This window comes from Nocardioidaceae bacterium SCSIO 66511 (genome assembly GCA_023100825.1).
Taxonomy (GTDB): domain Bacteria; phylum Actinomycetota; class Actinomycetes; order Propionibacteriales; family Nocardioidaceae; genus Solicola.
Window position 1 is genome coordinate 283,932 of sequence record CP095846.1, and the last position, 25,690, is coordinate 309,621.

22 protein-coding genes, 1 tRNA gene and 2 pseudogenes are annotated in these 25,690 nt (G+C 65.8%); 20 read left to right on the forward strand and 5 right to left on the reverse strand.

What is annotated here, in order from left to right; all coding sequences use genetic code 11:
• Window positions 1-60: 60 nt before the first annotated feature.
• Entirely contained in the window at window positions 61-831 is a 771-nt protein-coding gene (locus tag MU582_01320; GenBank protein ID UPK75308.1) for a class I SAM-dependent methyltransferase, read from the reverse strand.
• Window positions 832-941: 110 nt separating this feature from the next.
• Here MU582_01320 and MU582_01325 point away from each other — a divergent pair.
• The 5 genes from MU582_01325 (at window position 942) to MU582_01345 (ending at window position 3,699) form a co-directional block, all read left to right on the forward strand.
• Window positions 942-1,014: transfer RNA gene (locus MU582_01325), tRNA-Arg, on the forward strand.
• A gap of 214 nt (window positions 1,015-1,228) precedes the next feature.
• Window positions 1,229-1,510 (forward strand): helix-turn-helix domain-containing protein, encoded by a 282-nt coding sequence (locus MU582_01330; GenBank protein ID UPK75309.1) that lies wholly within the window; start codon window positions 1,229-1,231, stop codon window positions 1,508-1,510.
• On the forward strand, window positions 1,494-2,234 hold the full coding sequence (locus MU582_01335) for an N-terminal phage integrase SAM-like domain-containing protein (protein ID UPK75310.1): 741 nt from the start codon (window positions 1,494-1,496) through the stop codon (window positions 2,232-2,234). The genes MU582_01330 and MU582_01335 overlap by 17 nt, the downstream gene beginning before the upstream one ends.
• A gap of 114 nt (window positions 2,235-2,348) precedes the next feature.
• Window positions 2,349-2,732 carry a tyrosine-type recombinase/integrase gene (locus MU582_01340; protein ID UPK75311.1) on the forward strand — a complete coding sequence of 128 codons (384 nt, stop codon included), beginning with the start codon at window positions 2,349-2,351 and terminating at the stop codon, window positions 2,730-2,732.
• Window positions 2,733-2,850: 118 nt separating this feature from the next.
• Window positions 2,851-3,699 carry a nucleotidyltransferase domain-containing protein gene (locus tag MU582_01345; protein UPK75312.1) on the forward strand — a complete coding sequence of 283 codons (849 nt, stop codon included), beginning with the start codon at window positions 2,851-2,853 and terminating at the stop codon, window positions 3,697-3,699.
• Window positions 3,700-5,907: 2,208 nt separating this feature from the next.
• Here the strand turns inward: MU582_01345 and MU582_01350 are convergent.
• Window positions 5,908-7,064, reverse strand: a pseudogene (locus MU582_01350) (IS3 family transposase).
• Between the two features lie 103 nt (window positions 7,065-7,167).
• On the opposite strand from MU582_01350, the gene MU582_01355 reads away from it, so the two are divergent.
• Both MU582_01355 and MU582_01360 read left to right on the forward strand, forming a co-directional pair.
• Entirely contained in the window at window positions 7,168-7,623 is a 456-nt protein-coding gene (locus tag MU582_01355; protein UPK75313.1) for a hypothetical protein, read from the forward strand.
• A 16-nt stretch (window positions 7,624-7,639) separates the two neighbouring features.
• Window positions 7,640-8,899, forward strand: a complete 1,260-nt coding sequence (locus tag MU582_01360) for an IS256 family transposase (protein ID UPK77229.1) — start codon at window positions 7,640-7,642, stop codon at window positions 8,897-8,899.
• 1,021 nt (window positions 8,900-9,920) lie between these two features.
• Here MU582_01360 and MU582_01365 read toward each other — a convergent pair.
• Window positions 9,921-11,969: an MMPL family transporter gene (locus MU582_01365; GenBank protein ID UPK75314.1), complete on the reverse strand. Its 2,049-nt coding sequence runs from the start codon at window positions 11,967-11,969 to the stop codon at window positions 9,921-9,923.
• Window positions 11,970-12,022: 53 nt separating this feature from the next.
• Between MU582_01365 and MU582_01370 the strand changes: the two genes are divergently transcribed.
• The 3 genes from MU582_01370 to MU582_01380 all read left to right on the forward strand — a co-directional run bounded on the left by MU582_01370 (window position 12,023) and on the right by MU582_01380 (window position 13,574).
• Window positions 12,023-12,523, forward strand: a complete 501-nt coding sequence (locus tag MU582_01370; GenBank protein UPK75315.1) for a MarR family transcriptional regulator — start codon at window positions 12,023-12,025, stop codon at window positions 12,521-12,523.
• Between the two features lie 39 nt (window positions 12,524-12,562).
• Window positions 12,563-12,982, forward strand: coding sequence for an SRPBCC family protein (locus MU582_01375; protein UPK75316.1), 420 nt, complete (start codon window positions 12,563-12,565; stop codon window positions 12,980-12,982).
• A gap of 79 nt (window positions 12,983-13,061) precedes the next feature.
• Window positions 13,062-13,574 (forward strand): DUF427 domain-containing protein, encoded by a 513-nt coding sequence (locus tag MU582_01380; GenBank protein ID UPK75317.1) that lies wholly within the window; start codon window positions 13,062-13,064, stop codon window positions 13,572-13,574.
• A 66-nt stretch (window positions 13,575-13,640) separates the two neighbouring features.
• On the opposite strand, the gene MU582_01385 is transcribed toward MU582_01380, so the two are convergent.
• Complete coding sequence (locus tag MU582_01385) at window positions 13,641-14,519, reverse strand: MerR family transcriptional regulator (protein ID UPK75318.1); 879 nt, start codon at window positions 14,517-14,519, stop codon at window positions 13,641-13,643.
• A 117-nt stretch (window positions 14,520-14,636) separates the two neighbouring features.
• On the opposite strand from MU582_01385, the gene MU582_01390 reads away from it, so the two are divergent.
• The 10 genes and pseudogenes from MU582_01390 to MU582_01435 all read left to right on the forward strand — a co-directional run bounded on the left by MU582_01390 (window position 14,637) and on the right by MU582_01435 (window position 24,201).
• Entirely contained in the window at window positions 14,637-15,920 is a 1,284-nt protein-coding gene (locus tag MU582_01390; protein UPK75319.1) for a cyclopropane-fatty-acyl-phospholipid synthase family protein, read from the forward strand.
• On the forward strand, window positions 15,911-16,870 hold the full coding sequence (locus MU582_01395) for an SDR family NAD(P)-dependent oxidoreductase (GenBank protein ID UPK75320.1): 960 nt from the start codon (window positions 15,911-15,913) through the stop codon (window positions 16,868-16,870). The genes MU582_01390 and MU582_01395 overlap by 10 nt, the downstream gene beginning before the upstream one ends.
• A gap of 1 nt (window position 16,871) precedes the next feature.
• Window positions 16,872-17,258: a hypothetical protein gene (locus MU582_01400; GenBank protein ID UPK75321.1), complete on the forward strand. Its 387-nt coding sequence runs from the start codon at window positions 16,872-16,874 to the stop codon at window positions 17,256-17,258.
• Window positions 17,259-17,278: 20 nt separating this feature from the next.
• Window positions 17,279-18,606, forward strand: a pseudogene (locus MU582_01405) (DNA photolyase family protein).
• Between the two features lie 287 nt (window positions 18,607-18,893).
• Window positions 18,894-19,595: a pyridoxamine 5'-phosphate oxidase family protein gene (locus tag MU582_01410; GenBank protein UPK75322.1), complete on the forward strand. Its 702-nt coding sequence runs from the start codon at window positions 18,894-18,896 to the stop codon at window positions 19,593-19,595.
• Window positions 19,592-20,932 (forward strand): TIGR01777 family oxidoreductase, encoded by a 1,341-nt coding sequence (locus MU582_01415; protein ID UPK75323.1) that lies wholly within the window; start codon window positions 19,592-19,594, stop codon window positions 20,930-20,932. Before MU582_01410 ends, MU582_01415 begins: the two co-directional genes overlap by 4 nt.
• A 117-nt stretch (window positions 20,933-21,049) precedes the next feature.
• Entirely contained in the window at window positions 21,050-21,643 is a 594-nt protein-coding gene (locus MU582_01420; protein UPK75324.1) for a DNA starvation/stationary phase protection protein, read from the forward strand.
• 32 nt (window positions 21,644-21,675) lie between these two features.
• On the forward strand, window positions 21,676-22,575 hold the full coding sequence (locus MU582_01425; GenBank protein ID UPK75325.1) for an NAD(P)H-binding protein: 900 nt from the start codon (window positions 21,676-21,678) through the stop codon (window positions 22,573-22,575).
• Window positions 22,572-23,342 carry a CPBP family intramembrane metalloprotease gene (locus MU582_01430; protein ID UPK75326.1) on the forward strand — a complete coding sequence of 257 codons (771 nt, stop codon included), beginning with the start codon at window positions 22,572-22,574 and terminating at the stop codon, window positions 23,340-23,342. Before MU582_01425 ends, MU582_01430 begins: the two co-directional genes overlap by 4 nt.
• A 16-nt stretch (window positions 23,343-23,358) precedes the next feature.
• The gene (locus MU582_01435) at window positions 23,359-24,201 is read left to right on the forward strand and encodes a hypothetical protein (protein ID UPK75327.1); all 843 of its coding nucleotides are present in this window, start codon (window positions 23,359-23,361) and stop codon (window positions 24,199-24,201) included.
• Window positions 24,202-24,223: 22 nt separating this feature from the next.
• Here the strand turns inward: MU582_01435 and MU582_01440 are convergent, their stop codons facing one another.
• Window positions 24,224-25,501, reverse strand: a complete 1,278-nt coding sequence (locus tag MU582_01440; GenBank protein UPK77230.1) for an FAD-dependent oxidoreductase — start codon at window positions 25,499-25,501, stop codon at window positions 24,224-24,226.
• Window positions 25,502-25,690: the final 189 nt, after the last annotated feature.

Consider the following 25,690-nt stretch of genomic DNA (forward strand, 5'->3'; position numbering starts at 1 on the left):
CAGTTTTACCGCAATCGTCCCACTTTTAAACACCCTGCAGCGAGAATTAGTGGGTGAACGTCAGTTGACCGGAACCCTTCCTTGCGCGTACCAAGCCCGCGCATCGAGGCTGAACGGACCGTTCGGCACCGACGCCCGGCACGCCTCGCGTACGACTTCGCGTTCGGTGGGAGCGAGGCCTGTCAGGTATCGACCAGCCGGGCCGACACCGAAGGTGAACGGCTCCCAGAAGTCGTCGAAGTCCACGTAATCGGCGCTGACGGTCAGGGCACCGTCCAGTACGTCGTCGAGGCCGGCTTGGTCGAACAGCCGCGCTAGGTCGCCCCCGGCCGTACCCGGTAACGCGTGCTCACCAGCTGCGTCAGTTCTGACTTGTTCGACGGCGGACCAGAACGTTTTCAACATCGTCATCCCGCCGGTTGCGATGTCCCACATACAAGCGGCGACGGTGCCTCCGGGAGTTGTCACACGCACCATCTCTCGTACGCCCTGCTCGGGGTCGTTCATGAACGCGACCACGAGGCAGCACAGGCTGACCTCGAAGGTGTTGTCGCCCCATGGCAACTCCTCCGCGTACCCCTCGCGTACGTCAGCGCCGGGATTTCGCTCGCGGCATGCCGCAACGAACAGCGGTGCGGGTTCGATCGCCGCAACCTGGTGCGCGCCCAGCCGGCCGACGAGCTCATCGGTGAGCGCACCAGGACCGCAACCGACGTCGAGTACGTGCTGTCCTGATACGACCCCTGCCATGTCGGCGAGTGTCGCTGCGAGGTTTCGGCTGTAGCGCCCCATGAACCGGTCATAATGCTCGGCAGGCGCCGAGAACTGCATGCCTTTCATGCTACGTACGACTGCTCTCCCGGGGGCGGGAACGCAGAACCCGCCCCGATTTAGTCTCAGCGACGGAGAGCGGCTAGACTCTGCGAGGCCACAACGCCACTGCGCTCGTAGCTCAACGGATAGAGCATCTGACTACGGATCAGAAGGTTGGGGGTTCGAATCCCTCCGAGCGCGCCCACCTCAAACGGCCTCTGACCTGCGTAAACGCAGTCGGGGGCCGTTTGCACTTCTCGCCCATCCCCGCCTCGACGGTCTCAACAACGGTCCAAGAACTCCGGCCGGACAGTCGTGGCGCCGCGAGTGACACTGGGCCGCATGAGGTCGCACCCGATACCTGAAATTTCCGCGAACGTGAACGCCAGCGGGCTGCTCGTTCCCGTGGGTGGGTATGAACACGATGACTGACACCGACCCGACGCCCCACTCGTCCCACTCCCCCGGCTGGCGAGCGCCCCAGGAGACGCACACCTCCCCGGACACCCTGTTGCTGAATCTGAACGAGGTCGCTGAACAGCTGCGTTGCATGCGCCGCAGCGTCGAGCGCTACATCGCAGCGCGACGCCTTTTCGCGCTACACATCGGCCGCTCCGTGCGCGTCGAACGCCGTGAGCTCGAAGAATTCATCCAGCGCATGCGTGCACGAGAGACTCGCTATGGGCAGACCGCGTAGAGCACCCGACGAGACGACGCCGTCGATCTACAAGGGCTACGACGGTCTGTGGCATGCCCGGGTCGCTATGCGGATCAGGGCCGACGGCAGCACCGAACGCAAACACGTCCGGCGTAAGGACCGTGCAGAACTCGTCAAAGTCGTACGGGGGCTCGAGCGCAGCCGCGACAACGGCAGCTACGCCTGGACCGAAGATGACCCGACGCTCGCACAATGGATCGAGCATTGGCTGTCTGCCATCTTGCCAATGAGCGCACGACCCAAGACCCTGGCCACTTACCGATCACAGATGGTCCGTCACCTCCTCCCAGCGCTTGGTCACTGCCGACTCAGCGAACTTCGGCCCGAGCACCTGGAGAACCTCTACATCTCGCTCGGGCACGATGGCGCATCGGTGCCCACGATCCGTGCCGTGCACCGCGTCGTACGCTCCGCCCTCAACGAGGCGATCCGACGTCGCCGGCTGCTCCACAACCCGGCCCAGGTGGCGCGACCACCCCGACTCATCGAGAACGAAGCTGACCCGCTGACCGTCGACGAGTGCCGCCGAGTCCTGGAAGAGGCCGCAACCAAACGCAACGGTCCACGATGGGCGATCGCCCTGTCGCTCGGTCTACGCCAAGGCGAAGCGCTCGGACTGCTGTGGTCCGACCTCGACCTCGACGACGGCACACTGACCGTGCGCCGCTCCGCCCAGCGCCTCACCTGGCAGCATGGATGCTAGCCCGGACTGGAAGGCCCGTCATGCGAGCGCACCCGAGGCGGAAGCTGCCCGCAGCGGCGCGACGGAGGACTGGTTCTGGTCGAGCCCAAGACGAAGGCTTCCCGTCGCACCATAGTGCTTCCCCGCCCGCTGCGTGACGAACTCCGTGCCCACCGCGCCGAACAGGCGCGAGAACGTCTGGCTGCGGGGCCCGCCTGGGTCGGCGAACACAACCTGGTGTTCGCCACCGAGTGGGGCCAGGTCATCGACCCCGTCAATGATGGGCAGTCCTGGCGACGCCTCCTCGAGTCGGCGGGCGTGCGCAAGGCGCGAGTCCACGACGCCCGCCACACCGCCGCCACCCTCCTTCTCCTCGAGGAGACCGATCTGCGCACCGTGATGGCCATCATGGGATGGACCGAACTTGCCACCGCGCAGCGCTACACCCACGCCGTCGACGAGCTGAGAAGTCGCGCAGCGGCACGGATGGGCAGCCTCCTCTGGAGCAGTGCACGGTGAGGCCTGAACATGATAAGAAGCACGACCGGAGCAGGGTCACCGCCCTCCGAATGCTCAACTGGGCGGATCTATCGCGCCAACGAGGGAACGTGGTGAACCGCGGATTATGAGCACGGCCGTGCGTATCCTGACCCCCGTACTATTGTGCGACAAATCGTACAATAGTATGATCAAGGTCATGGACATGAGCGAGCCACTCCGCGCCTTGACACCGACGTTGGATGCGCCCGTGCTGCGCGTGCTCGCCGGTACCGCAGGAGAGATGACTCGCCAACAGGTCACTCGGCTGGTGCACGACGCCAGCGAAGCGGGCGTCCGCAAGGTGCTGCGCCGCCTCGCCGGTCAGGGGATCGTCCTCGAACGACGGATCGGAACGCAGTACACGTACGCAGCCAATCGGGACCATCTCATGTGGCGCGCCGTCGATGCCGCCGTCACGGCGGGCGAGCGTCTGGACGGCCGGATCCGAACCCACATCGAGAACTGGGCCGTCGCTCCCCTGTCGGTCCAGATCTTCGGATCGGCCGCAACCGGCAGTGCGACGGGGGAATCGGATATCGATCTGTTGCTATACCGGTCAAACCTAAACGCCGCCGACCAAGCAACGTGGGATGAACAGACCACCGCACTACGCGCAGCCATCGAACAGTGGACGGGCAATGCATGCGAGATTCTCGAGATTGACCCACCGACATTGGTGGACATGGCCGCTGAGGCCGAGCCCGTGCTCGGCTCGTCGATGCGACGAATCGCCGGTGTCCGGCTCGAGAAGGCCACACCGAGCGCCTCGCTCGCGAGAACCCTTCGCGATACGGCATCGAGCAGGGCTCGTGGTACCAACTGGGCCAAGATCCCAGAGGTCGCCAAGAGCGTCTCGCCGGAGCTACGGAGGACAATCGAAGAGCTGTTCACCTCGATGAATACGACGGTGCCACCGCAACTGGCGAAGGCGATGCGATCACAGTGATGGTCCGCGCTGACAAGACCCGCCCTGCCAGCCGAACCCAGGCGGCGACCCGACTTGCCGATGCGCGCGCGTTCCTGCAGCAGGCCGAAATCAGCGCCGAACTCATCGATAGCTCTCGACGCGATGCCGCCGTCGTCTCATCAGCAGTCCTTGCCGGAATCGCCGCCGCCGACGCAGCTTGCGGCGCACGACTCGGCGAAATCGCTGTGGGATCACACGACTACGGACCGCGCCTCCTCAAACGAGTAGCGGGAAGCGAACGAAGTGTCACGGCGCTGTCACGTCTCCTGAGTATCAAAACGAGTTCGCAGTACGCAGGCGAGTCGATCGGCGTCAGGCACGCGACCGAAGCCACCGAACGCGCACGTCGGATCGTCGAATTCGCCGAAAGCTGTCTGCAGTGACGTCACGTCAACCCACAACCTGGACCGAGAGGAAATCGAGAACTGGAACCGGACCAGATGTAAGCGGCCCGAACAAGTGCAGCAACACCTGCCCGGGCCTTGTCAACCACCTGAACCAGCAGGAGGCCGACCATGCCGAACACTACCCATTGCCGTGTCCTCGAGGTATCAGTCCTCGGACCCATCTCGACTAGCACTCTCCCCCCGTTTCCTGCCGACGATGGCGAGGTTCTGCGACGTCGCGGCTGATCACCGACTTCGTCGTCTACCTCGCACTCAATGGAGGACGGACAAGCGAGACGATCGACGGCGAGTTCTTCCAACACGCACGCCAGCCCTCGCAGCTCCGCTGGAACATCGCCGCCCTGGCACGCCACTGGCTCGGGCGTGGCCGTGTCCCGCGCACACCGCGGAATGGGATTGTGCAGCTCGTCGACGTGACGACCGACTGGGCACGATTTGATCACTACCACCAACGCGGCGCGGGACGACATCGCGCTGCGACTGGTCCGCGGCCAACCGCTGACTGGACTATCGCGCCACGCGTCCGGGTGGGCAGACATGTGGCAAGCCCAGATGATCGCGGTCGTACATCAAGCGGGCTTTCCTACGGACGCGAGCAGCTGCGACGCGAAAACTGGACCGACGCACGCCTCGGGATCAGCGCGGCACTGGCAGCCGAACCAGCAAGCATCCCTGCATACCGCTTGGTGGACGCGCTGGCCCGAAAGACAAACGATGCTCCTGCACTGGAGCGGACTCGGAATGCGAAGGATCAGATGCGTGGCGCGCTGCACGTCCCGCGCTATGCGTGAACTGACTGCCAGCAGCGCCCGCTCGGAGCTTGCTCATCGGGAGCGCCACGACCAGCGGCGCACCCGAGCCGCCCGGCGTCAGACACCGTTCGCGGAAGCTCCGGCAAGTGCCTCTCTTCGATTGTCACCAGGACCGACTGACGCGCGGGCACGTGGCCGATTGCCAATCTCCATCCCTGAAGGGAAGCAGGGATGACCGGGGGTAGCACTGCCGGCGGCATCCCGCAGTTTTCGTGCACGACCCATGCCCTTGAGCACGACGTGGCCGCTTGGACTGACCGAGGGTGCATCTAGGAGTCCCCTCGTTGCCTGCCGACAAGAAATCTTTCATTGGGTGAACGCTGGGAAGGCTCTCACTGCCTTGGGTTGTCACGAGGGCGAACGCGGCATCAACAACGGAAGTGAGCCGGATGAGGCATGGAACGCAGCACCACGGACGCGGCGACGTGGACAACCTGCTCAAGTGGCCCGTTCGTTCTAGGGTGAGGACCACGGTAACCCTCCGTAACCAACAGCTCCAAACATCGAGAGGGAGAAGCGTGGGCATACTCCGTATCGCTGTGGCAGCCACAATCCTTCCGGCATTGCTCGTCGCCGGCTGCAGGGGCGATGACGACAGCCTGCCTCCCGTCGACAAGTCGAGCGAGTCAACGACCGACGAGCCGAGCAACGCCGCCGGGAAAGACGGTGCTGGTGATTCTGAGCCGGCAGATGATTCGACGAAGTACGCGCCGAACCCTCAGGGAGCGAAGCTCACCAAGGGGGAGCAGGCCGCGTACAAGAAGGCACAACGCGACTACGACCGGTGGCATGCGATCGCGGCACAACTCAACCGAAATCCTCGTACAACGAAGGCAGTGCAGCGCAAGATCATCAACCACACATACAGCCCGTACACCGCGTCGTTCTACAAGAAGGTTGAGTCGCCCCGGGATGTCTGGAGGCTTTGGTGTGTCCCGGGTTCCGCGGTGTCGAGATGTCTTGGATTCTCATGCCACGGTGATGATGCGGTTGCGTTCGAACCCTATCGGCGTGAGCCATCCGAGTTGGCTGTGGCGGCGCTTGCGGTTGTGCCAGATCTCGAGGTACTCGAAGATCGCGTTCGCAAGCTCGAGGCGGGTGTTCCACTTCTTCCGGCCGAGTAGTTCGACCTGCATCCGGGACCAGAACGCCTCGATCATGGAGTTGTCGTAGCAATCTCCGATGCTCCCCATCGAGGCGAGCAGGCCGGAGTCTCGGGCACGTCTGGTGAAGGCCCAGGAACCGAATTGAACTCCCTGGTCGGAGTGAATGACCGTGCCCAGCTCGTTGGCCTTGCCCAGGCGGGTGTCGATGGCCATACCGAGTGTGTTGGTCACGAGCGCGGCATTGGGCGAGGAGTCGATCGCCCAGCCCACGACTCTTCGGGAGTAGGTGTCCAGGACGACGCAGCAGTACAACTTCCCCTCGCGGGTTGGATGCTCGGTGATGTCGGTGACCCAGAGCTTGTTCGGCTCGTCGCGGGTGAAGTCACGTTCCACAAGGTCGCGGGCGATGCTGTCGGGCTTGATTCGCTTCCACTTCCTTCGACCGGTGACGCCTTGCAGGCCAGCACGACGCATCAGCATCTCCACCTGGTTGTGGCCGACCAATACGCCGCGGCCCAGGGTCAGCTCGGCGTGCACCCGGCGAGCCCCGTAGATGCCGTTGCACTCGGCATGAATCTGAGTGATCAGGTCGGTCAGCATCGCGTGCCGAATGGCACGCTCGGACGGCGGTCGATTGCGCCGCTCGTAGAACCCGGACTCAGAGACCCCGAGGACCCGGCACGCAGCCTGCACGGGAAGGTTATCCGCGGCGATCAACTCGACCGCCGCGTACCTCCTTTTGGGCTCACCTCCTCCTTCAACGCATCGACCGCCTTCTGTGCGACCGCGAGCTCGGTCTCCAAGTCGCGGATCCGCTTCCTCGACGCCGCCAACTCGGCGTGCTCAGCGGTCGTCAGACCCGGCAATTCACCGCGGTCAACACGGTCTTGGCGGCGCCAGTTGTAGAGCGTCTGGTCACTGATGTCGAGATCGTGCGCGACGCTGGCAACACTGCGGCCCGCGGCAAGCAGGTCGAGAGCCTTGCGTCGGAACTCAGCCGGATAGCCCGGTCGTCCCATCTGAACCTCCTGGTGTCAGGCACCAGAATCCAGAAACTCAGACGCCGTAGAACCCGGGACACACCAGAGTCTCCGGACTCGCCGGGGCGACTCAGATCACGTCGTGACCTGGCTGAACCACGAATACACCTGGGATGCCGCCGACACGATCCCCACCTGCTGGCCCAAACACCCCCACATCATCAATGAGATCGCCGTCGTTGCCGACCAACGACGCCGCGCCCACCTCGACCCCGCCAGCAACACCCTCGAGGAATGGCACCGCTATTGCCTGCCCGCGTTCATCGACCGCATGCGCGGACGACTGAAAGCGCACTGCGACCACGACCACACCAGGTGGCCAGGCCGCGGCCGCCACAGCGAATACACCTCCGACAATGAGGCAGAGCGTCGCCAGGTGATGTTCGCGGCCGACGCCGCTGCTCTGAATCAGGGCCCGACACCTCAGAGCTCACGACCGGGTCCGCGGCTATCGGGGGACTGTCAGGAAAATGGTGGATCTGGTCTTGGTCTGACCGAGAGGAATGACCATGACGACGACCGATCCGAGAGATCGTGAGGTCGCAGCGGGCGAGATGATCGAGCCCGTGAGCGAAGAGGGCATTGATCAGCAGCAGTTGGCCGAGCAGCTTCTGGCGCAGGCCAAGGAACAGGGCATCGATCTGGTTGGCCCGGACGGGCTGCTCAACCAGTTGACGAAGAATGTGCTGGAGACGGCGCTCGAGGCCGAGATGGATGACCATCTCGGCTATGAACGCCATGACCCGGTGGGCCGCAACAGCGGCAACTCCCGCAACGGGACCAGGTCGAAGACAGTGCTGACGGAGATCGGCCCGGTCGAGATCGACGTTCCCCGCGACACTGACGCGTCGTTCGACCCGAAGATCGTGCGTAAGCGGCAACGGCGGTTGGACGGGATCGACGAGGTCGTGCTGTCGTTGACCGCCCGCGGGCTGACCACCGGTGAGATCGCGGCGCACTTCGACGAGGTCTATGGGGCCAAGGTCTCCAAGGAGACGATCTCGAAGATCACCGACAAGGTCGTCGATCAGATGGCCGAGTGGTCATCGCGGCCGCTCGATTCGATCTACCCGGTGATCTTCGTCGACGCCCTGGTGATCAAGGTCCGTGATGGGCAGGTGGTGAACAAGCCGTTCTATGTCGTCGTCGGTGTGACCACCAACGGTGAACGCGACATCCTTGGCATTTGGGCCGGCGACGATGGTGGCGAAGGTGCACGGTTCTGGCTGCAGGTCTTCGCCGAGCTCAAGAACCGCGGCGTGACCGATGTGCTGATCGCGGTCTGCGACGGGCTCAAGGGCCTGCCAGAAGCGATCACCACGACCTGGGAACACACGATCGTGCAGCAGTGCGTGATCCACCTGATTCGCAACTCGTTCCGCTACGCCGGGCGCCAGCACCGGGATGCGATCGTGCGAGGTCTCAAGCCGATCTATACCGCACCGTCGGAGCAGGCGGCCAAGGACCGGTTCGACGAGTTCGCGGCACAGTGGCAGGACAAGTATCCGGCGATCGTGCAGCTATGGCGCAACGCCTGGGCCGAGTTCGTACCGTTCCTCGAGTACGACGTCGAGATACGCAAGGTCATCTGCACGACGAACGCGATCGAGTCGATCAACGCCCGCTACCGCCGCGCGGTCAAGGCCCGCGGCCACTTTCCCTCCGAAGCCGCGGCGCTCAAATGCCTGTACCTCGTCACCCGATCCCTTGACCCCACCGGGAAGGGCCGAGCACGATGGACGATGCGCTGGAAAGCGCCGCTGAACGCGTTCGCGATCACGTTCCCCGGACGCCTGGACCCGACCAGCAACTAAGAACCGCCAAGGTCAGATCCACCGTTCATCTGACAGACCCTCTATCGGTCGTCGATGAGGACACCGGCGAGATTGTCGACACCTAGTCTTGCCGGTATCCGTCAATGGTGGCGTTCTTGTCTGCCGTATCCGGTAGAGTTTGCCGGTCGTTGCACGATGGGGCCTACGGGGCCGCAGCCCTGGTGGCTCGGTGGGCGAGAGATGCCCACTCGGGTCCGTGCCCTGCGTGTCGGCGGTCGAGGCGCGGCGTACCCCTGGTGGGAGTTCTTGGCAGTGCCCGAGTTGGAGCGCCGTCTCCTCTGCTGGATCAGAGCCGCAACGGCCCCAGCAGAGGAGACATGCCTACTCGCCAAATGGGGACTCGGCGACAGGATGACGGACGCTCCGATTGATTCGGAGCCCCCCAGCCCGGAGTTCGGCGGCGAACCGTCGTAGTTCGACACGTGTCTGCGCAGGCGTGGCCTTCGTCAACGTATAGGTCTTACCGCGTGTGCTGCGTAGCCGTAGGGTCGTCTCACTGTTGGTCTTGACCGTCCACCCCTGGGCGAGCGCACTGCTACACACCAGTTCGAGCTCCTGACTGAGCACTGTGCGCCCGGTGAGCTTTCCGGAGACAGGGATTGGGGGACGCTGTCCATGCGTCGAGATCTGCTGCTCGATTGCCAGGGCAGCGTTGTTGAGCGCGGCGCGCAGATTCCCAACGACGCCGGAACTCCGGCGGCTTCGCAGCAGGCATGTCACGGACTCCTATCTGAGACGATCATCGTCTCAACTCAGGTGTCCGTGAAAGCGGGTCATGCTCCGACGCACATTGAATGTCAAGAGGCGCTGAGCCACCGGCGGTAGCGCTCTGAACCGTCACCGGTTGAGTATCCGTGGACCGTCGCGGCCAGCGGTTACTGACGGGGTGCTGATCTGGAGGTAGTACGTCTACTCGTACACGGTTGACGGCGACACAGGAGAGCGCGGTGGAGGCAGCGATCATCGCATCAGTGAACCCCTTGTCAGCTGCGGGTGGTCCCTAGCGGGTTCGTGTTTGTGAGCGTGTCGTTCGGGAGAGATGTCCTGGCCACCAGAACCGGCGGCCGAGCAGAGTGATCAGGGCGGGTACGAGCACGCTGCGTACGAGGAGGGTGTCGAGTAGGACGCCGAAGCCGACGATGACGCCGATCTGGGCCAGCACGATCAGTGGTAGGACACCGAGCACGGTGAACACTGCGGCCAGCAGGATCCCGGCACTGGTGATCACTCCACCGGTGACGGCGAGAGCGGTCGAGATCGCTGTGGTGGTGTTGGCGTGCTCGGCTTCTTCCTTGGCGCGTGTGGTGAGGAAGATGTTGTAGTCGACGCCGAGCGCGACCAGGAACAGGAATGCGAGTAGCGGCACACTCGAGTCGAGCGCTGGGAAGTCGAGCAGCTGAGTGAAGGCGAGCCAGCTGACGCCGAGGCTGGCCAGATAGGTGGCCACCACGGTGAGCACGAGGACGACGGCTGCAACCGCCGAGCGCAGCAGAGCGAACAGCATGAGCAGGACCACGCCGAGGATCAGCGGGATGATCAGCCCTTGGTCACGCTCTGCGGTCTCGGCCGTGTCGAGTGCTTCGGCATCGGGACCACCGATGAGCGCGGTTGGGCTGACATCGGTTGCGGACGCGCGTACCGCTTCCACCGCGGCGAAGGCCTGATCCGATGCGGGCGCGGTGGTCAGGACGACCTCGAGCACAGATCGTCCATCGCCGGTGCCGCCGTCGTCCACCGACTGCACGGCGGGTATCTGTGCGACCGCGCGCTTGACCCGCTCGGCCGCATCCTCAGATACGACGACCCTAGTCGTCTGGCCGCTGCCGGCAGGGAAGTGGTCAGAGAGCACTTGCTGGCCGGTAACCGACTCGGGAGTATCGATGAACTGCTCCGTTTCCGACAAGCCTCTCTCGGCGCCGGTGAGCGGTACGGCCATCGCGATCAGCGCCAGCGCCCCGGCCAGGCTGACGGCGACTGGACGTGCGGTGACGTTCTCCGCGACACGCGCCCACCACCCGCTGCGGGCGGGGTCGCGCTGCCCGACGCGAGGCATGAACGGCCAGAACAGCCAACGCCCGAAGCAGGTCATCGCAGCCGGCAGTACGAGCAAGGCGTAGCTGACGGCCGTGGCTATGCCGATCGCGCCGCCGAAGCCGATGTTGCGGCTGGTCGGATTGTCGGCGAAGCCGAGGCAGAGCAGAGCCAGGATCACCGTGCCCGCGCTGGCGACGATCGCCGGGGCGGCCCGGCCGACCGCCTTTCGCATGGCGTCGTAGCGGTTCTCGATGCGACGCAGCTCCTCGCGATAGCGAGCGATGAGCAGCAAGGCGTAGTTCGTGCCTGCGCCGAAGACCAGGACCGAGGTGATCCCTGTGGACTGGCCGTCGGCCTGGAACGGAAGGACCTGCGTGCCGACGGCAACCAACGACGCGGCGACCTGGTCGCCGACGGCGACGACCGAGAGCGGTACCAGCCACAGCCACGGGCTCCGGTAGGTGACCAACAGCAGGAGCGCGACGACCGAAGCTGTGACGATCAGCAATCGAGTGTCGGCACCGTCGAACACGTTCCCGAGGTCGAAGGAGATCGCCGGCGCCCCGGTCACCTGGGCGCGCAGATCGTCGGGCAGCGAGCCCCCAACCGTGTCGCGCAGTCGCTCGACCGCGGCATTGCGTTCCTCCTCGGGCAGGTCCGTACGCAGCGGCACTCCGATGAGCACCGCCTCCTTATCGTCAGCGGGCACGGAGAACACCCGCTGCCCACTGCCAACCTGGTCCTGCAGGTGACCCGCCAGGTCCTCGATCGCCGTCCGGTCGGATGCCGTGAGTTGCTCCCCCCCGCGGTCGACGACGATGAGCGCCGGCACGAACTCCGCGGCACCGATCGCGTCCGCGAGATCAGCGGCGTGAGCCGACTCCGCATCCGAAGGCAGCCCAGCCGAGGCGTTGTCCGCCTCGTCGGTCTCGATGTTCGCTCCCAGCATCACCGCCGAGAACCCCACGGCGACCAACACCACGACCCAACTGATCCAATGGCCGACGAACTGCATCAGGTGGCGAGGCTCGCGATTTACTTCCACCATCGAAAGAGTACGCTCGGTAGATGGCCGACGGCAACGCGCCCCATAACGAAGACCGCCCCGAGATGGCTCGTCGTGTCGTCCGCGCGCTGCGCCGCTACGCCACCGAAACCGACCTGTATGTCGCTGCCGCCGGACGCTCCTCGGCAATGCACCACACGGATCTCAAAGGGTTGGCGCTCGTGATGGACTGGGGTCTGGAGGGCGATCCCGCGACGCCGGGCAGGCTGAGCACGGCACTGCAGCTGAGCCCGGCCGCGACTTCGGCGATGCTCGATCGACTCGAGCGCCATGGCCACATCACGCGCGCCACCCACCCGCTCGACCATCGCTCGGTCGTCGTGGAGATCACCGAGCACGCGATGGAGGTCGGCGGCCAGCTCTTCGGACGTCTCGCCCAGCACCTGGGACCCGTACTTGCACGCCACAGTGAGCAGGAGCTTATCCTCGTCGCCCGATTCCTCGAGGATGCAGGAGCTGCCACCATCGCGGCCCGCAACGACACCCTGACGCATCGCTCGTGACCGAACGACACGAGTGGCACCTATCGAGAACCCCGGCCGATGAACCTCTTCGCTCTAGGCGCTGATGTCGCGGCGCCGGCCGATCAGGTGTGGGAGTTGTTGGTCGACACCGACGCCTGGCCACAATGGGGTCCGAGCGTGCGGGAAGTGCACCTGGCATCCGGCGCACGGCAGCTCACGCCCGACGTCACGGGCCGGGTACGCGTCGGGGTCGGGCCAGCGCTTCCCTTCGCCGTTCGGGACTGGAGAGAAGGGCCTGAGGAGTACGGCTGGTCATGGCGGGTCGTTGGGGTCGTCGCGACCGACCATCGGGTCCGACCTGCAGGGCCGCGTACGTGCCGGGTCGAATTCACGTGGCCATGGTGGGCGCCGGCGTACGGCGTCGTTGTGTTGCTGGCGTTGCGACGGCTGCGTCGCATGGCTGAGCGGGGCGAGCGCGGTGGTGACCACCCGGGCTGACCTCCCGGATAGCGGCAGCGGTCAGATCGGTCGACAGCCTGTCGTTGCCCGAGGCGCCCGCATCAGGTGGGATGGGCACATGTGCGATCGCTCTCAACACCAGCCGATCCCCGTGCGTGCTGCACCCGGTCAGGAATCGGTCTGGGAGTATCCCCGTCCACCGCGGGCGGAACCCAGCAGGTCACGGATCGAGGTCGTGCTGGGCGGGCAGGCGATCATTGCGACGACCCGGTCCTACCGCGTGCTGGAGACGAGTCATCCACCGACGTACTACCTGCCCGTACGTGACGCCGTTCCCGGTGCGCTCGTTCCGGTCGACGGAGGGTCGTGGTGCGAGTTCAAGGGCCGCGCGGCGTACTTCGATCTGCACGGCGGGGATCGGGTGGTCGCCCATGCCGCCTGGACCTATCCGGAGCCGACGCCTACGTACGCCATGTTGCGTGGACACGTCGGCCTCTATCCCGGCCTGGTCGATCGTTGCACCGTCGACGGTGAGGTCGTGCGGCCTCAGCCTGGCGGATTCTACGGCGGCTGGGTCACAGATGCTGTCGTCGGACCCTTCAAGGGCGAGCCCGGCACGGCCGGCTGGTGACAGGCCGATGAATCGACTCGACTCAGTGGTGGGGAGGCCCCGCAACAATGTTCCGGCGGATGCCGGTCACCGTGGAGCTGTGGCGTCCAGGTAGCCGAGGGTCCGGTTGAGCAGTCCGTCGGCGCGCCGCAGATCATCGGACGCCGGAGGAGGCGCCTCGTCGGCGAGAAGCTGGGCCACGGCGGGGTCGGCGGATCTTGTGTAGCTCTCGGCGAGCCGGGCGCAGATACGGGCAGCGTCACGGACGGCCTGGGGATCGACGGTCCAGATCGTTTCGAACCGACGGTCGGCATCTGCCAGTGCGTCCTGCCCCGGATGTTCCCAGCCGGCGACGCATGCCGGGTAGTCCGAGGCCTCGCAGACCAGCACCCACTCCCGGCGTAACGCGGCACGAGCGGGGACGGGCACATGCAGCGGCGTATCCCCGGACTCCGGCTGTTCGTCGAAGTCGGCGAAAATGATCACCGAACGCGCGGTGCGGGCGAGCTCGATCCACCGGTACTGAACCTGCTCGTAGAAGTGCCGCTTCTGGAAGCTGGCGAACAGAACCGGGTCGTCGGCGCGCGCGCAACACTCGTCCTCGATCGCCCGAGACAGTGCGAGCAGTGTCGGCTTCCGGACAACCCGCGGCTGCAGATCGGGGCGCCGGCGCCGAAGCCCGGCGAAGATTGACGGCTCAGGTTGCTCGAACTGTGCGACGGTCGCAGCGATTGCGGTGGAGATCGTCTGACCGGTCGAACGGCGGCGGACGATCGCCTTGATGGCATCGACGTCGCGGTCGAGGTAACGGCGGTGCCCTCCGGCCAGCCTCCGGGGGCTGGGATAGCCGTACCGACTCTCCCAGGTGCGCAGCGTCGCGGCGGAGACGCCAGTCCGATCGGCCAGGTCACTGATGGACAAGCCGGCCGGCTGGCCATCATCTCGAACCGAGGTATCATCCGCCATGATGAGGAAAGTCTACATCTCTTGCCTAAGTTATGGGGAGGACAGGTTGGGCCAGCCGTCGGGAGGAAGCCACGACGGCGTCCGTCCTCATGCCTGACTGATCGGAGGTATACCGCCGTGGTCACTGTAGCGGAGCCGCTGTGCGTGCGACGTCCCTTGCTGCGCCCGCTGTGCCTGCGCGCCAAGATCGCGCGGATGATCGTCGAACGCGTCTTGGATTCGGTGCCCGTACGGGTGGTGTATCCCGACGGGACGGTGCGCTTCGGCATAGATGAGCCAGGCGCGCCGAAGCTGGAGATCGTCCGCCCGGCGGCGCTGTTCGACCGCGTGGGAGACAATCCGAAGATCGGTCTAGGGGAGGCGTACATGGCCGGTGACTGGCGCGCCGCCGCCGGGACCGACCTCGCCGACCTGCTGACGCCGTTCGCTGCACGACTCGCCAATCTCGTCCCTGCTTGGCTCACGCGCCTTCGGGTCGTCGTCGACAAGCGCATTCCGCGCAGTCAGCGCAACACGGTGGACGGTGCGCGCAAGAACATCAGCTCCCACTATGACCTGAGCAACGAGCTGTTCGCGCAGTTCCTCGACCCCAGCATGACCTACAGCTCGGCATGGTTCGACGCCGCGGCGCCGTTCGCCGGCCAGTCGCTCGAAAATGCCCAGCACGGCAAGATCGGCCGCATCCTGGACCTGGCGAACGTCGCCGAGGGCTCGCGCGTGCTCGAGATCGGTACCGGCTGGGGAACGCTGGCGATCGAGGCCGCACGCCGTGGGGCGCACGTCACGAGCGTCACGATCTCGAAGGAACAGTACGATCTCGCCAGCGAACGTGTCGCCGAGGCGGGTCTGGCAGACGAGGTCGATCTGCGCCTGCAGGACTACAGGCATGTGCGTGGCACATTCGACTCGATCGTCAGCGTGGAGATGATCGAGGCGGTCGGTGAGGCGTACTGGCCGACGTACTTCGCAACCCTGGACCGCCTCCTCGCGCCGAACGGAACCATCGGACTGCAGGCGATCCTGATGGACGACGACCGGATGCTGGCTACCCGCAAGTCCTACGGCTGGATCCAGAAGTACATCTTCCCCGGCGGCCTGATCCCCTCGCTCGACGCGATCCAACGCGCGATGTCCGACCACACCGGTCTTGGACTCGTTGGCCGGCCGCTGCGGTTCGGCGAACACTACGCGGAGACCCTTCGGCGCTGGCGACGTCGGTTCATGGACAACTGGCCACAGATCTGTGACCTGGGCCTCGACTCCACGGCTCGTCGGGCCTGGGAGTTCTACCTTGCGTACTGCGAGGCCGGGTTCCGTTCGGGATACCTCGACGTAGCCCAACTGCAACTCGCCCACCGAAACGATGATCGGCCGGAGCCGGGGAGGCACGAATGGGCATAACCGACTTGCTCGACACGAGCATCGACCGGACAGTCGTTCTCGGGTACACCCGCGTGGGCTTCGCGCTTAGGAAACAGTGGTGGCCGGCCGATCCACCCCCTGGCGCGCTCACGGACCGGCATGTGCTGGTGACCGGAGCGACTTCCGGGATAGGGCAGGCTGCCGCTGTGGGACTCGCTCGCCTGGGAGCGACGGTGCATGCGCTGGGACGCGATCATGACCGTACGGCGCGCGCAGCGCAGCACGTTGTGGATCGCGTACCCGGAGCCCACGTCGAGGTCGAGGTCTGCGACGTCTCGAGCCTGGACGCCGTGCGAACCTTCGCCGAGGACTTCGGCAGTCGCGTCGAGCGCCTACACGCGTTGCTTCACAACGCGGGCGCGTTGACGCAGCAACGCACCGTTACCCCGGAGGGCAACGAGCTGACCCTCGCCACCCACGTGCTCGGCCCATTCCTGCTGACCGAGCTGCTCACCGCGTCTCTGCGCGCCGACGGCGATGCTCGCGTCCTGTTCACCTCCTCGGGTGGCATGTATGCGGAATCTCTGCACGGCGACGACCCCCAGTACGAGCGTGGAACCTACTCCGGCACGACCGCGTACGCACGCACGAAACGTATGCAGGTATCGCTCGCAGAGCTGATGGCCGAGCACATGCGTCCCAAAGCCGTCGCCGTGCACAGCATGCACCCTGGCTGGGTCGATACTCCCGGCGTGCAGGAGAGCCTGCCCCGGTTTCGCGCCCTGACCGGTCCGCTGCTGCGTAACGACGAGCAGGGCGCCGACACCCTGGTGTGGCTGTCGGCGGCCGCCGAGGCGACGTCCAGAACGGGACTGTTCTGGCACGACCGCCGCGCCCGCCCGACAACGTATGGTCCATGGCCTCGCCAGGCCGACAGCGAACGGCAGCAGCTATGGGATTTCTGTGTCCGCATGACGGCGAGCGTCTGAGATGTTTCAGCGCTTCGAGTTCGACTTCGACCTGTCCTATCGCCTGCCGGCCCTGCTGTTCGGCGTGAGACCGACAACCGCCTACACCGACGTTGGCGACGAAGATCTGCATGTCCGCTTCGGACCGTGGCGGCTGCGCACGTCGCTGGCAAATATCTCCGGATGCGAACAGACGCACCGTTTTGCCTTCCTGAAGACGGCCGGACCGCCCCGGCTATCCCTGGCGGATCGCGGCGTGACGTTCGCGACCAACGGGCGGCGGGCGGTATGCGTACGTTTCCATGAGCCAGTCGCGGCGATCGAACGATCGGGACGGCTTCGACATCCTGGTGCAACGCTGACAGTGGCGGACCCTGCGGCGTTGATCGCCGCGCTTGAGGAAGGCTGATTGTCCATACGCCGAGTGTGATGTGGTTTCGTCGCGACCTTCGGCTTCGCGACAATCCTGCGTTGGCGTCGGCGGTCGCGGACGCCGGTGACGGTCGTGTTGTTCCGTTGTTCGTGCTGGACCGGAGGTTGTGGGGCCGGCGGGTGCCGCGAGGCGCGCGTATCTGAATGCGAGCCTGTCTCGGCTCGGTGAGAGCGTCGGTGGCCTGCAGCTGCGGCGGGGCGATCCGGTCGAGGAGGTCGTCTCGGTGGCTCGTGCGGCCGGCGCGGCTGCTGTGTATGTGACCGAGGACTTCGGCCCGTACGGCGTTCGGCGTGACGATGCGGTCGAGGCGGCGCTCGCGTGGCACGGTATCGACCTGGTCCGCAGCGGCTCGCCATACGCCGTTGCGCCCGGTGCGGTGCTCAACGGCAGCGGCGACCCGTACCAGGTGTTCACTCCGTACTCCCACGCGTGGCGCGAGCACGGCTGGGACGCGCCGGTCGATCCCGGTGCGGCACCGACCTGGACCCGCCCGCTGAAGAGCCATCGGTTGTACGCGGCACCGGCGCCGGACGGGCTGTCGCTGCCCGAAGCCGGGGACGACGCCGCGCGGCAACGCTGGGCCGGCTTCCTCGGGCACCGTCTCGACGGGTACGGCTCCGCGCGCAACCGACCCGACCTGGATCGCACCTCACGGATGTCGGTGCACCTGAAATGGGGCGAGATCCACCCGCGGACGATGCTGGCCGACCTGTCCGCACACGGCGACGACGCGTCCCGGTACCGCACCGAGCTCGCCTGGCGCGACTTCTACGCCGACGTGCTGTGGCGGCAACCGGCCACCGCCCACGAGTACCTGAAGCCGCAGTTCGCCCGGATGGAATACGACGAACCGCGGGACCGGTTCGACGCCTGGCGCGACGGCAGGACCGGCTATCCGATCGTCGACGCCGGGATGCGTCAGCTCAGGAACGAGGGCTGGATGCACAACCGGGTACGGATGATCGTGGCCAGCTTCCTGGTCAAGGACCTGCACATCGAGTGGCAACACGGAGCACGCCACTTCATGCGGCACCTCGTCGACGGCGACCTCGCCTCCAACCAGCACGGATGGCAGTGGACCGCCGGCTGCGGCACCGACGCCGCACCGTACTTCCGGATATTCAACCCCACCACCCAGGGCCACCGCTTCGACCCCGACGGCGACTACGTCCGCCGCCACGTACCGGAACTGCGGGACCACGACCCGGCGACCATCCACGAACCCTGGAAGACCGGAACCGGCCCCACCGGCTACACGCCACCGATCATCAACCACGCCGACGAACGCAGGGAGTCACTGCGCCGCCTCCAGGACCTCGAGTAGAAGCAGCGGCGGTAGATGCCGACGTGAGCTGCCCCAACGGCGCAACCCTCGGCCCACGGCCCTCGATGGGTGGCGCGGCATTCGCAGGATCCTGTCATCCCTCAGGGGCCGATGCCGGCAGAGCACGGAGCCTGATTGCGCCCAGACGCCGACCGGAGCCCGCATGGTCTCCGGGATCCGGGGTGCTTCGACAACATGTTGAAATATATCTTTACACTGGATGTAGATACGAACAAAAGGAGGACGCGGAGCAAACGGCGCTGCTCATCCGAGCAGACCCGTGACGAATGATCGACCTAGCCGTTCGCAACCAGCATCGACGTTGTGACGAGGAAGGACACAGAATGTCAGACCAGCACGAAAAGGCCGTTGATCATCTCACCGCCCTGATGAGCCGCGCTCGACTGTGCATGCTGACGACGACGACCGCCGATGGCCGACAGGCGAGTCGTCCGATGGCACTGCAGGAAGTCGAGTTCGACGGGGACCTGTGGTTCTTCGCCGACGACACCTCCGCAAAAGTCCGCCAGATCGCCGAGCATCCACAGGTCAACGTCGCTTTCTCTGACAACAAGGACGGTGAATGGACCTCGATCTCAGGGCCTGCGCTCCTCGTTCACGATCGCGAGAAGGCCGAGGCGCTCTGGTCCTCGCCGCTCAAGGCCCGGTTTCCCGACGGGATCGAGACGCCTGGGCTGAGTCTGATCAAGGTTCATGCGGAAAGCGCCGAGTACTGGGAAGGCCCGAATAGCAAAGTCGTTCGGCTGCTCGGCGCCGCCCGAGCAGCGGCTGCCGGTGACCCGACCAGGTTCCCCGGGCCGCAACGAGGAAATCCGCCTATGAGCGATCAACAGCATGAAGTCGATTCCAAGGCCTCGCTGGCGGCAAACAGCACCTGGGCGAGGGCAGCAGAAGGAGGACCGCCGAAGCGAGGGCCGGCGTCACCGCAGAAGCCTACCCATCGACCCGCGCACTGGAAGACACCATGAGTCTCATCCACTCCACCGAGGTGGCTGCGCCGATCGATGACGTTTTCGGCTGGCACCAGCGACCTGGCGCCGTCGATCGGTTGACGCCACCGTGGCAGCCGGTACGGGTCGTGGCCGAAGCTGACTCGATTCGCGACGGTCGAGCGGTACTCGCCTTGCCCGGTCCGCTGCGCTGGGTCGCGCAGCACGACGCGGACGGTTACCGGCCGCCACGACAATTCGTGGACCAGCTCACCTCGGGGCTCCTGGGCTCAGTCCTGAGCTGGCGACACACTCACGAGTTCGCCGCCGTTTCCGAGAAGTCCACGCGCGTCACCGACATCGTCCAGACCCCGCTCCCGGCGGCCATGCTGCGGTCGATGTTCGAGTACCGTCACCGTCAGCTCGCCGACGACCTTGCCGCGAACGAGCGTGCACGCAAGCACGATGACGCGCCGCTCGCCGTGGCCGTCACTGGATCCTCCGGGCTGGTCGGGAAGGCACTGACAGCGGCGCTGTCGACCGCTGGACATCGGGTGGTCCGGCTGGTCCGGCGGCCCGCGAGTGCGTCCGGAGAGCGACAGTGGGACCCGACCGACCCTGCTCCGGACCTGCTCGACGGTGTCGACGCGGTCGTCCACCTCGCGGGAGCTCCCATCGCGGGCCGCTTCACCGACCGTCACAAGCAGCAGGTGTACGGCAGCCGGGTCGGCCCGACCCGCAAGCTCGCCCAACTGGCTGCCGACAGCGATATCAGGACGTTCGTGTCGGCCTCGGCGATCGGCTACTACGGTCCCGACCGGGGAGACGAGCGGCTCGCCGAGTCCAGCGAATCTGGTGCGGGCTTTCTTGCTGAGCTGGTGCAGGACTGGGAGGCCGACTGCGAACCGGCTCGCGCCGCCGGGCTGCGCGTTGTGAACGTGCGTACCGGTGTGGTGCAGTCGCCGTCGGGTGGCATGTTGCGGCTGCTGTGGCCGATCTTCGCCGCGGGCCTCGGCGGTCGTATTGGCGACGGAATGCAGTGGATGGCATGGATCGGTATCGACGACGTCGTCGACATCTACCACCGGGCCCTGCTCGACGACGCCATGGCCGGTCCGGTCAACGCCGTCGCACCGAACGCCGTGCGCAATGACGAGTACACCCGCACTCTCGGTCACGTTCTGCGCCGGCCCACTGTTTTGCCTGTCCCGGCCATCGGCCCACGCCTGCTGCTGGCGAACGAGGGTGCACGTGAGGTCGCCAGGGCCAACCAACGCGTCGAGCCGCGCTGGCTGGTGGAGCACGATCACGTCTTCCGCCAGCCGACACTCGAGGCCGCCCTGAGCCACGTTCTCGGGAAGACGGTCCTCACCTGAAGTTTGTAGCAGCAATGACGGTGAGGCGATCAGCGTCACCGGGAACCGGGAGGTGTCGAATCGGCGAACAACTCAGATGCACATTTCAGATCGAGGACGAAAGTAGGTTGAGAACAGATGACTTCTGACAACGGCACCCGCGTCAACGACCGCTCGGACGCTGGCTCGTTCACTGTGCCGAGCCTGGCAATCGAGAAGGGTCAGGAGGTCGCGGAGATACTGCAGGCACGGCTGAACGCGCTGAATGACTTGATGTTGACGCTCAAGCACGTGCACTGGAACGTGGTGGGGCCACACTTCATCGCGGTGCACGAGATGATCGACCCGCACGTGGATGAAGTCCGCGCGATGGTAGATGAGACCGCCGAGCGAATCGCGACCCTCGGCGGTTCACCGACGGGAACATCCGGACATATCGTCGAGCACCGGTCATGGGATGACTACGCGCTCGGACGAGCAACGACCAACGAGCATCTCGGCGCACTCGACCTCGTCTACGAAGGGCTGATCGGCGATCATCGTGCGGCGCAGCACGCAACGTCCGATCTCGACCCGGTCAGCGAAGACATGATCATCGGACAGCTGCGTCAGCTGGAGCTGTTCCAGTGGTTCATTCGCGCACACCTGGAGAATGTGAAGGGCAGCCTCGCGACGGCATCCACCAGCACGGAGAAGGCGGCCGCAGCCCACGCGTCCCAAGCGTCTGACTAGGACGATCGGAGCAGGAACGAGAGGATCCCCACATGCAGGTGCTGGTAGCGGGTGCGTCGGGTTTCGTCGGTCGGCGGCTGTGTTCGGCATTGGTAGACGCCGGGTACGACGTGCGCTCGATGACTCGGCACCCCGATACCTACGGTGGCTCCGGCCTTGCCGTCTACGGCGATGTGCACGATCCCTCGAGCCTGCCCGATGCGCTGCGCGGCTGCGAGACGGCGTACTACCTGGTGCACTCGCTGGACTCACCCGACTTCGAGCGTCTCGACGCTGAGGCCGCGCAGTCGTTCGCCGAAACGGCCGCCGACGTCGGCGTGCGGCGGATCATCTACCTCGGTGGCCTGGGAAGTGACGACGACGATCTGTCGACGCACCTGCGGAGTCGGCGGGAGGTGGAGGGCATTCTCGGTGCGGGCGGAGTCCCTGTCACCAGCCTTCGCGCCGGCATCATCGTCGGCCACGGCGGTATCTCGTGGGAACTCACCCGTCAGCTGGTCGAACATCTCCCGGCGATGGTGACGCCTCGCTGGGTACGCACGCGCACCCAGCCGATCGCGGTCGATGACGTCGTCCGATATCTCGTCGGCGTGCTCGAGGTCGAGGACACGGTCGGGCGGGCGTTCGAGATCGGCGGCCCCGAGGTGCTCAAGTACTTGACGATGATGCGGCGGCTGGCCGCGATCGAGGGCCGACCGATGCTGGTGGTTCCGGTACCGCTGCTGAGTCCGGGGCTATCGTCACGGTGGTTGTCCCTGGTCACCGACGTCGACACACAGACCGGCAGGGCCTTGATCAACTCGATGACCAACGAAGTCGTGGTCACCGACGATTCGATCCGCTCACTGGTCTCGTTCGAGCCGATGGATTATGACACGGCCGTCTTACGGGCACTGGGTGAGCGTGCCAGGGGAGCGCGGGGGCGACGATGAAGGCCGCTCGTCCCCGGCGAATTCATGCCCGGCTGGACCGCATCGCCGGCCAGCTGCCCAAACCGTTGGCGCACCAGGTTGTCCGGGACCATTGCGAGTCCGACGAGGCGTTCCGCCGTCGTCGCCAGGTGGTGACTGGCGTCGGTCTGGCCGGCGCGAGCCTGCTGGGGGTCTCGCTGTCGTCGCCGCCCGGGTCGACTCGGTTCTACCTGCTCACCCTGGGAGTCGCGGGCACCTGGTTGACCGGCGCGCTCCGTTCCGGGCCGGTGCACCTGGGCTGGATCGAAACCCGCGACGAGACCATCAGTCGTCCCGTCGTCGTCCCGGTACTCACTGGTGTCGCTGCCTTCGGCGTCTTCTACGCGGGCGCTCACGTCGTGCGGCGCATACCTGTTCTCAATGACGCGGTGGCTCGCATCATGCAGTTCGCGGACCGAGGGTCGTCACCGTTGGTGCTGCTGACCACCTGCGCGAATGGCATGGCCGAGGAAGTCTTCTTCCGCGGAGCCCTGTACTCGGCGGTTGGGGCCAATAGCCCCGTGCTCAAATCGACCGCTGCGTACACCGCCGCGACCCTCGCGACCCGGAACCCGGCACTCGTACTCGCAAGCTCGGTGATGGGAACGGTCTTCGGCCTGCAACGCCGTGCATCGGGCGGTATTCAGGCCCCCGCGCTGACTCACCTGACGTGGTCGGTCCTGATGTTGCGCTACCTGCCGCCGCTGTTCCGGCAACGGGCCGAGCGCCGGTCTCGAGCGAACCCGTGATCGGCCGGGGTCGGCAATGACTGTACTGATCGCCGGGTGCGGTGACCTCGGCACCGAGGCCGGCCTACGGTTTGCCTCGAGCGGCTTACGCGTCTACGGAGTACGCCGCTCGCCGCACAAGCTGCCCCCGGAGATCATCGGGATCGGATCTGACCTCAGCTGCGAAGTGCCGGACGTCCCGCCAGAGACCGAGGTCGTGGTCATGTCGACCACCGCCGACCGGAGAACCGAACGCGCCTACCGCGCGGCCTACATCGACGCGCTCCTGAATCTGCTCGACGGGCTGAGACGTGCCCGTACCTATCCTCGGCGCTTCCTTCTCGTGTCCTCCACGTCCGTCTACGGCTCCAACGACGGTTGGATAGACGAAGACACACCCACCACACCCACGGTGGGTACCGCAGCAATCCTGCGTGACGCAGAGACCCTTCTCCAGCGACGCATGCCGCAAGCCACTCTGTTGCGCCTCGCTGGCTTGTACGGGCCCGGCCGCACGCGGCTCGTCGACCAGGTACGGAACGGATCAGCGGTGTTGAGCGGCCCCGATCGGTGGACCAACCGAATCCACCGCGACGACGCGGCGGCCGCGATCGTTCATCTGAGTACGATGAACCCTGAGCCAGATCCCGTCTACATCGGAGTCGATCGCGAGCCTGCGGCCCGCGGCGCAGTCCTGCGCTTTGTCGCCGACGAACTCGACATAGCACTGCCACCCGACGCCTCACAGGGTAGCGTCCGGCCCGAGGGAAAGCGTTGCCGCAACGACCGCCTGATCGCGAGTGGCCTCCAATACCGGTATCCCACCTACCGTGAGGGATACCGCGCGATCCTCGCGGGCGACGGCGTACGTCATCCGTGACGATCCGTCAGCCCACGGTCGGCTAGGGATGGCCCACCAGGCGTGGACCACCTGCGAGGTCGGCGAGCACAGCCGTCGTCGGGCGCCGACCCGACACCAAGGCCCCTTGAATAGAGCTCGTGTCCCGGTGATCGCCACACACGTACACACCGCCGTGACGTACCGGCTTACGGAAACTGTGCGGTGCCTTCATCGCCGGCAGCGCATGTGCGATGTCGTAGGTCGCGAGAGGCTCCCACGCCGACGTACTCGTCCGATACAACGTGGCCAAACGTTCGCGCACGGCCCGCAGATCCTGGATGCCGGCATTGGGATCAGGCACGAGAGACGTCGCGATCAGAGCTCGATCGTCGGGTGAGTAGGAGGCCGCCGCGGCCGACATCACCACGGTGTTGCTGACCCGAGGCGGGTCAGAGTCGACGACCAAGATCGGATCATCCACCGGGGCGCGCGGCGCGACGTGATAGACGGTCATGACGCCGCGCCAGAGGGGACGGGCGAGGCCGCCGACCAGGCTCCGCGCGTCATCGACGTAGGTGGCGACCACGACCGCCGAAGCCTCGATCGATCCGGCGTCGGTGTCGACGCCGTTTGCCCGAACCCGGCGCGCAGGTGTGAGCAGGTGAATGGCGTCGTCGCGAAGCTGGACGGCGAGCTGTCGAGGAATCTGCTGCATTCCGAGCGCCGGCACGACCGCGTCCCCGCGTACGAACATCCGCATCATCAGGTCGACGAAGCGAATCGATGTCTCCATCTCGGCTTCGAGAACCATACCTTCGAAGAACGACCGCAGGACGCGATCGACCACCGCGTCGGACAGCCCGCGGCGTCGCCACCCGGTGCGGGCCGTGACGTCTCGCTGACCCCGCAGCGCGCGGGCCGGGAGTCCCGAGGCGAGGCCGGCATAGGTGGCGAGTGCCCGCTTGTCCTTCACTCCGCCCAACGGTGCACCGACGGCCTGCAGCGCCTGGCGCATGTCGCGGCGCGGATCCGTGATCCGCACGCTGTGACCGTCGATCTGCAACAACGCCGCGCGGTCGAACCGTCGCAGCTCCAGGGCGTCGAGGTCCAGGACGCGTCGCGCTTCGGGGTAGGCGGAGTTCAGCAACTGGAAGCCGCGGTCGAGCCGGAACCCGTCCACGACGTCGGTCCGTACCCGCCCGCCGACATCGTCGGACGCCTCCAGCACGCACAAGTCCAGACCAGCGTTCGTGAGTGGGACCGCACACGCAAGGCCGCTGAGTCCACCTCCGACAACCACGACGTCGCAACGGGTCGGCACCGAGTCGCTACCTTCCACGGGGGTCAACGCCACCTCCTGGGATCTGGAGCATCCGGCATTCGTCGGTCCCGCTCTTCCTCGAATACTCTTCAACATGTCAAACTTATCCTATCCGATCTGACGAAGTTCGGAGAGGAGCCTGCGGATGCGTGGAGGCAACAGACCCCTCGAACGGGCCGGGCGCCGGCGGCCGCGTACCGACATCCA

What these genes read in the sequence shown, in the direction of transcription:
- MU582_01320 (UPK75308.1), bottom strand. Translation starts at nt 831, where the DNA reads ATGCAGTTCTCGGCGCCTGCCGAGCATTATGACCGGTTCATGGGGCGC.
- MU582_01330 (UPK75309.1), top strand. Translation starts at nt 1,229, where the DNA reads ATGAACACGATGACTGACACCGACCCGACGCCCCACTCGTCCCACTCC.
- MU582_01335 (UPK75310.1), top strand. Translation starts at nt 1,494, where the DNA reads ATGGGCAGACCGCGTAGAGCACCCGACGAGACGACGCCGTCGATCTAC.
- MU582_01360 (UPK77229.1), top strand. Translation starts at nt 7,640, where the DNA reads ATGATCGAGCCCGTGAGCGAAGAGGGCATTGATCAGCAGCAGTTGGCC.
- MU582_01365 (UPK75314.1), bottom strand. Translation starts at nt 11,969, where the DNA reads ATGCAGTTCGTCGGCCATTGGATCAGTTGGGTCGTGGTGTTGGTCGCC.
- MU582_01370 (UPK75315.1), top strand. Translation starts at nt 12,023, where the DNA reads ATGGCCGACGGCAACGCGCCCCATAACGAAGACCGCCCCGAGATGGCT.
- MU582_01375 (UPK75316.1), top strand. Translation starts at nt 12,563, where the DNA reads ATGAACCTCTTCGCTCTAGGCGCTGATGTCGCGGCGCCGGCCGATCAG.
- MU582_01380 (UPK75317.1), top strand. Translation starts at nt 13,062, where the DNA reads ATGTGCGATCGCTCTCAACACCAGCCGATCCCCGTGCGTGCTGCACCC.
- MU582_01385 (UPK75318.1), bottom strand. Translation starts at nt 14,519, where the DNA reads ATGGCGGATGATACCTCGGTTCGAGATGATGGCCAGCCGGCCGGCTTG.
- MU582_01395 (UPK75320.1), top strand. Translation starts at nt 15,911, where the DNA reads ATGGGCATAACCGACTTGCTCGACACGAGCATCGACCGGACAGTCGTT.
- MU582_01400 (UPK75321.1), top strand. Translation starts at nt 16,872, where the DNA reads ATGTTTCAGCGCTTCGAGTTCGACTTCGACCTGTCCTATCGCCTGCCG.
- MU582_01410 (UPK75322.1), top strand. Translation starts at nt 18,894, where the DNA reads ATGATCGACCTAGCCGTTCGCAACCAGCATCGACGTTGTGACGAGGAA.
- MU582_01415 (UPK75323.1), top strand. Translation starts at nt 19,592, where the DNA reads ATGAGTCTCATCCACTCCACCGAGGTGGCTGCGCCGATCGATGACGTT.
- MU582_01420 (UPK75324.1), top strand. Translation starts at nt 21,050, where the DNA reads ATGACTTCTGACAACGGCACCCGCGTCAACGACCGCTCGGACGCTGGC.
- MU582_01425 (UPK75325.1), top strand. Translation starts at nt 21,676, where the DNA reads ATGCAGGTGCTGGTAGCGGGTGCGTCGGGTTTCGTCGGTCGGCGGCTG.
- MU582_01430 (UPK75326.1), top strand. Translation starts at nt 22,572, where the DNA reads ATGAAGGCCGCTCGTCCCCGGCGAATTCATGCCCGGCTGGACCGCATC.
- MU582_01435 (UPK75327.1), top strand. Translation starts at nt 23,359, where the DNA reads ATGACTGTACTGATCGCCGGGTGCGGTGACCTCGGCACCGAGGCCGGC.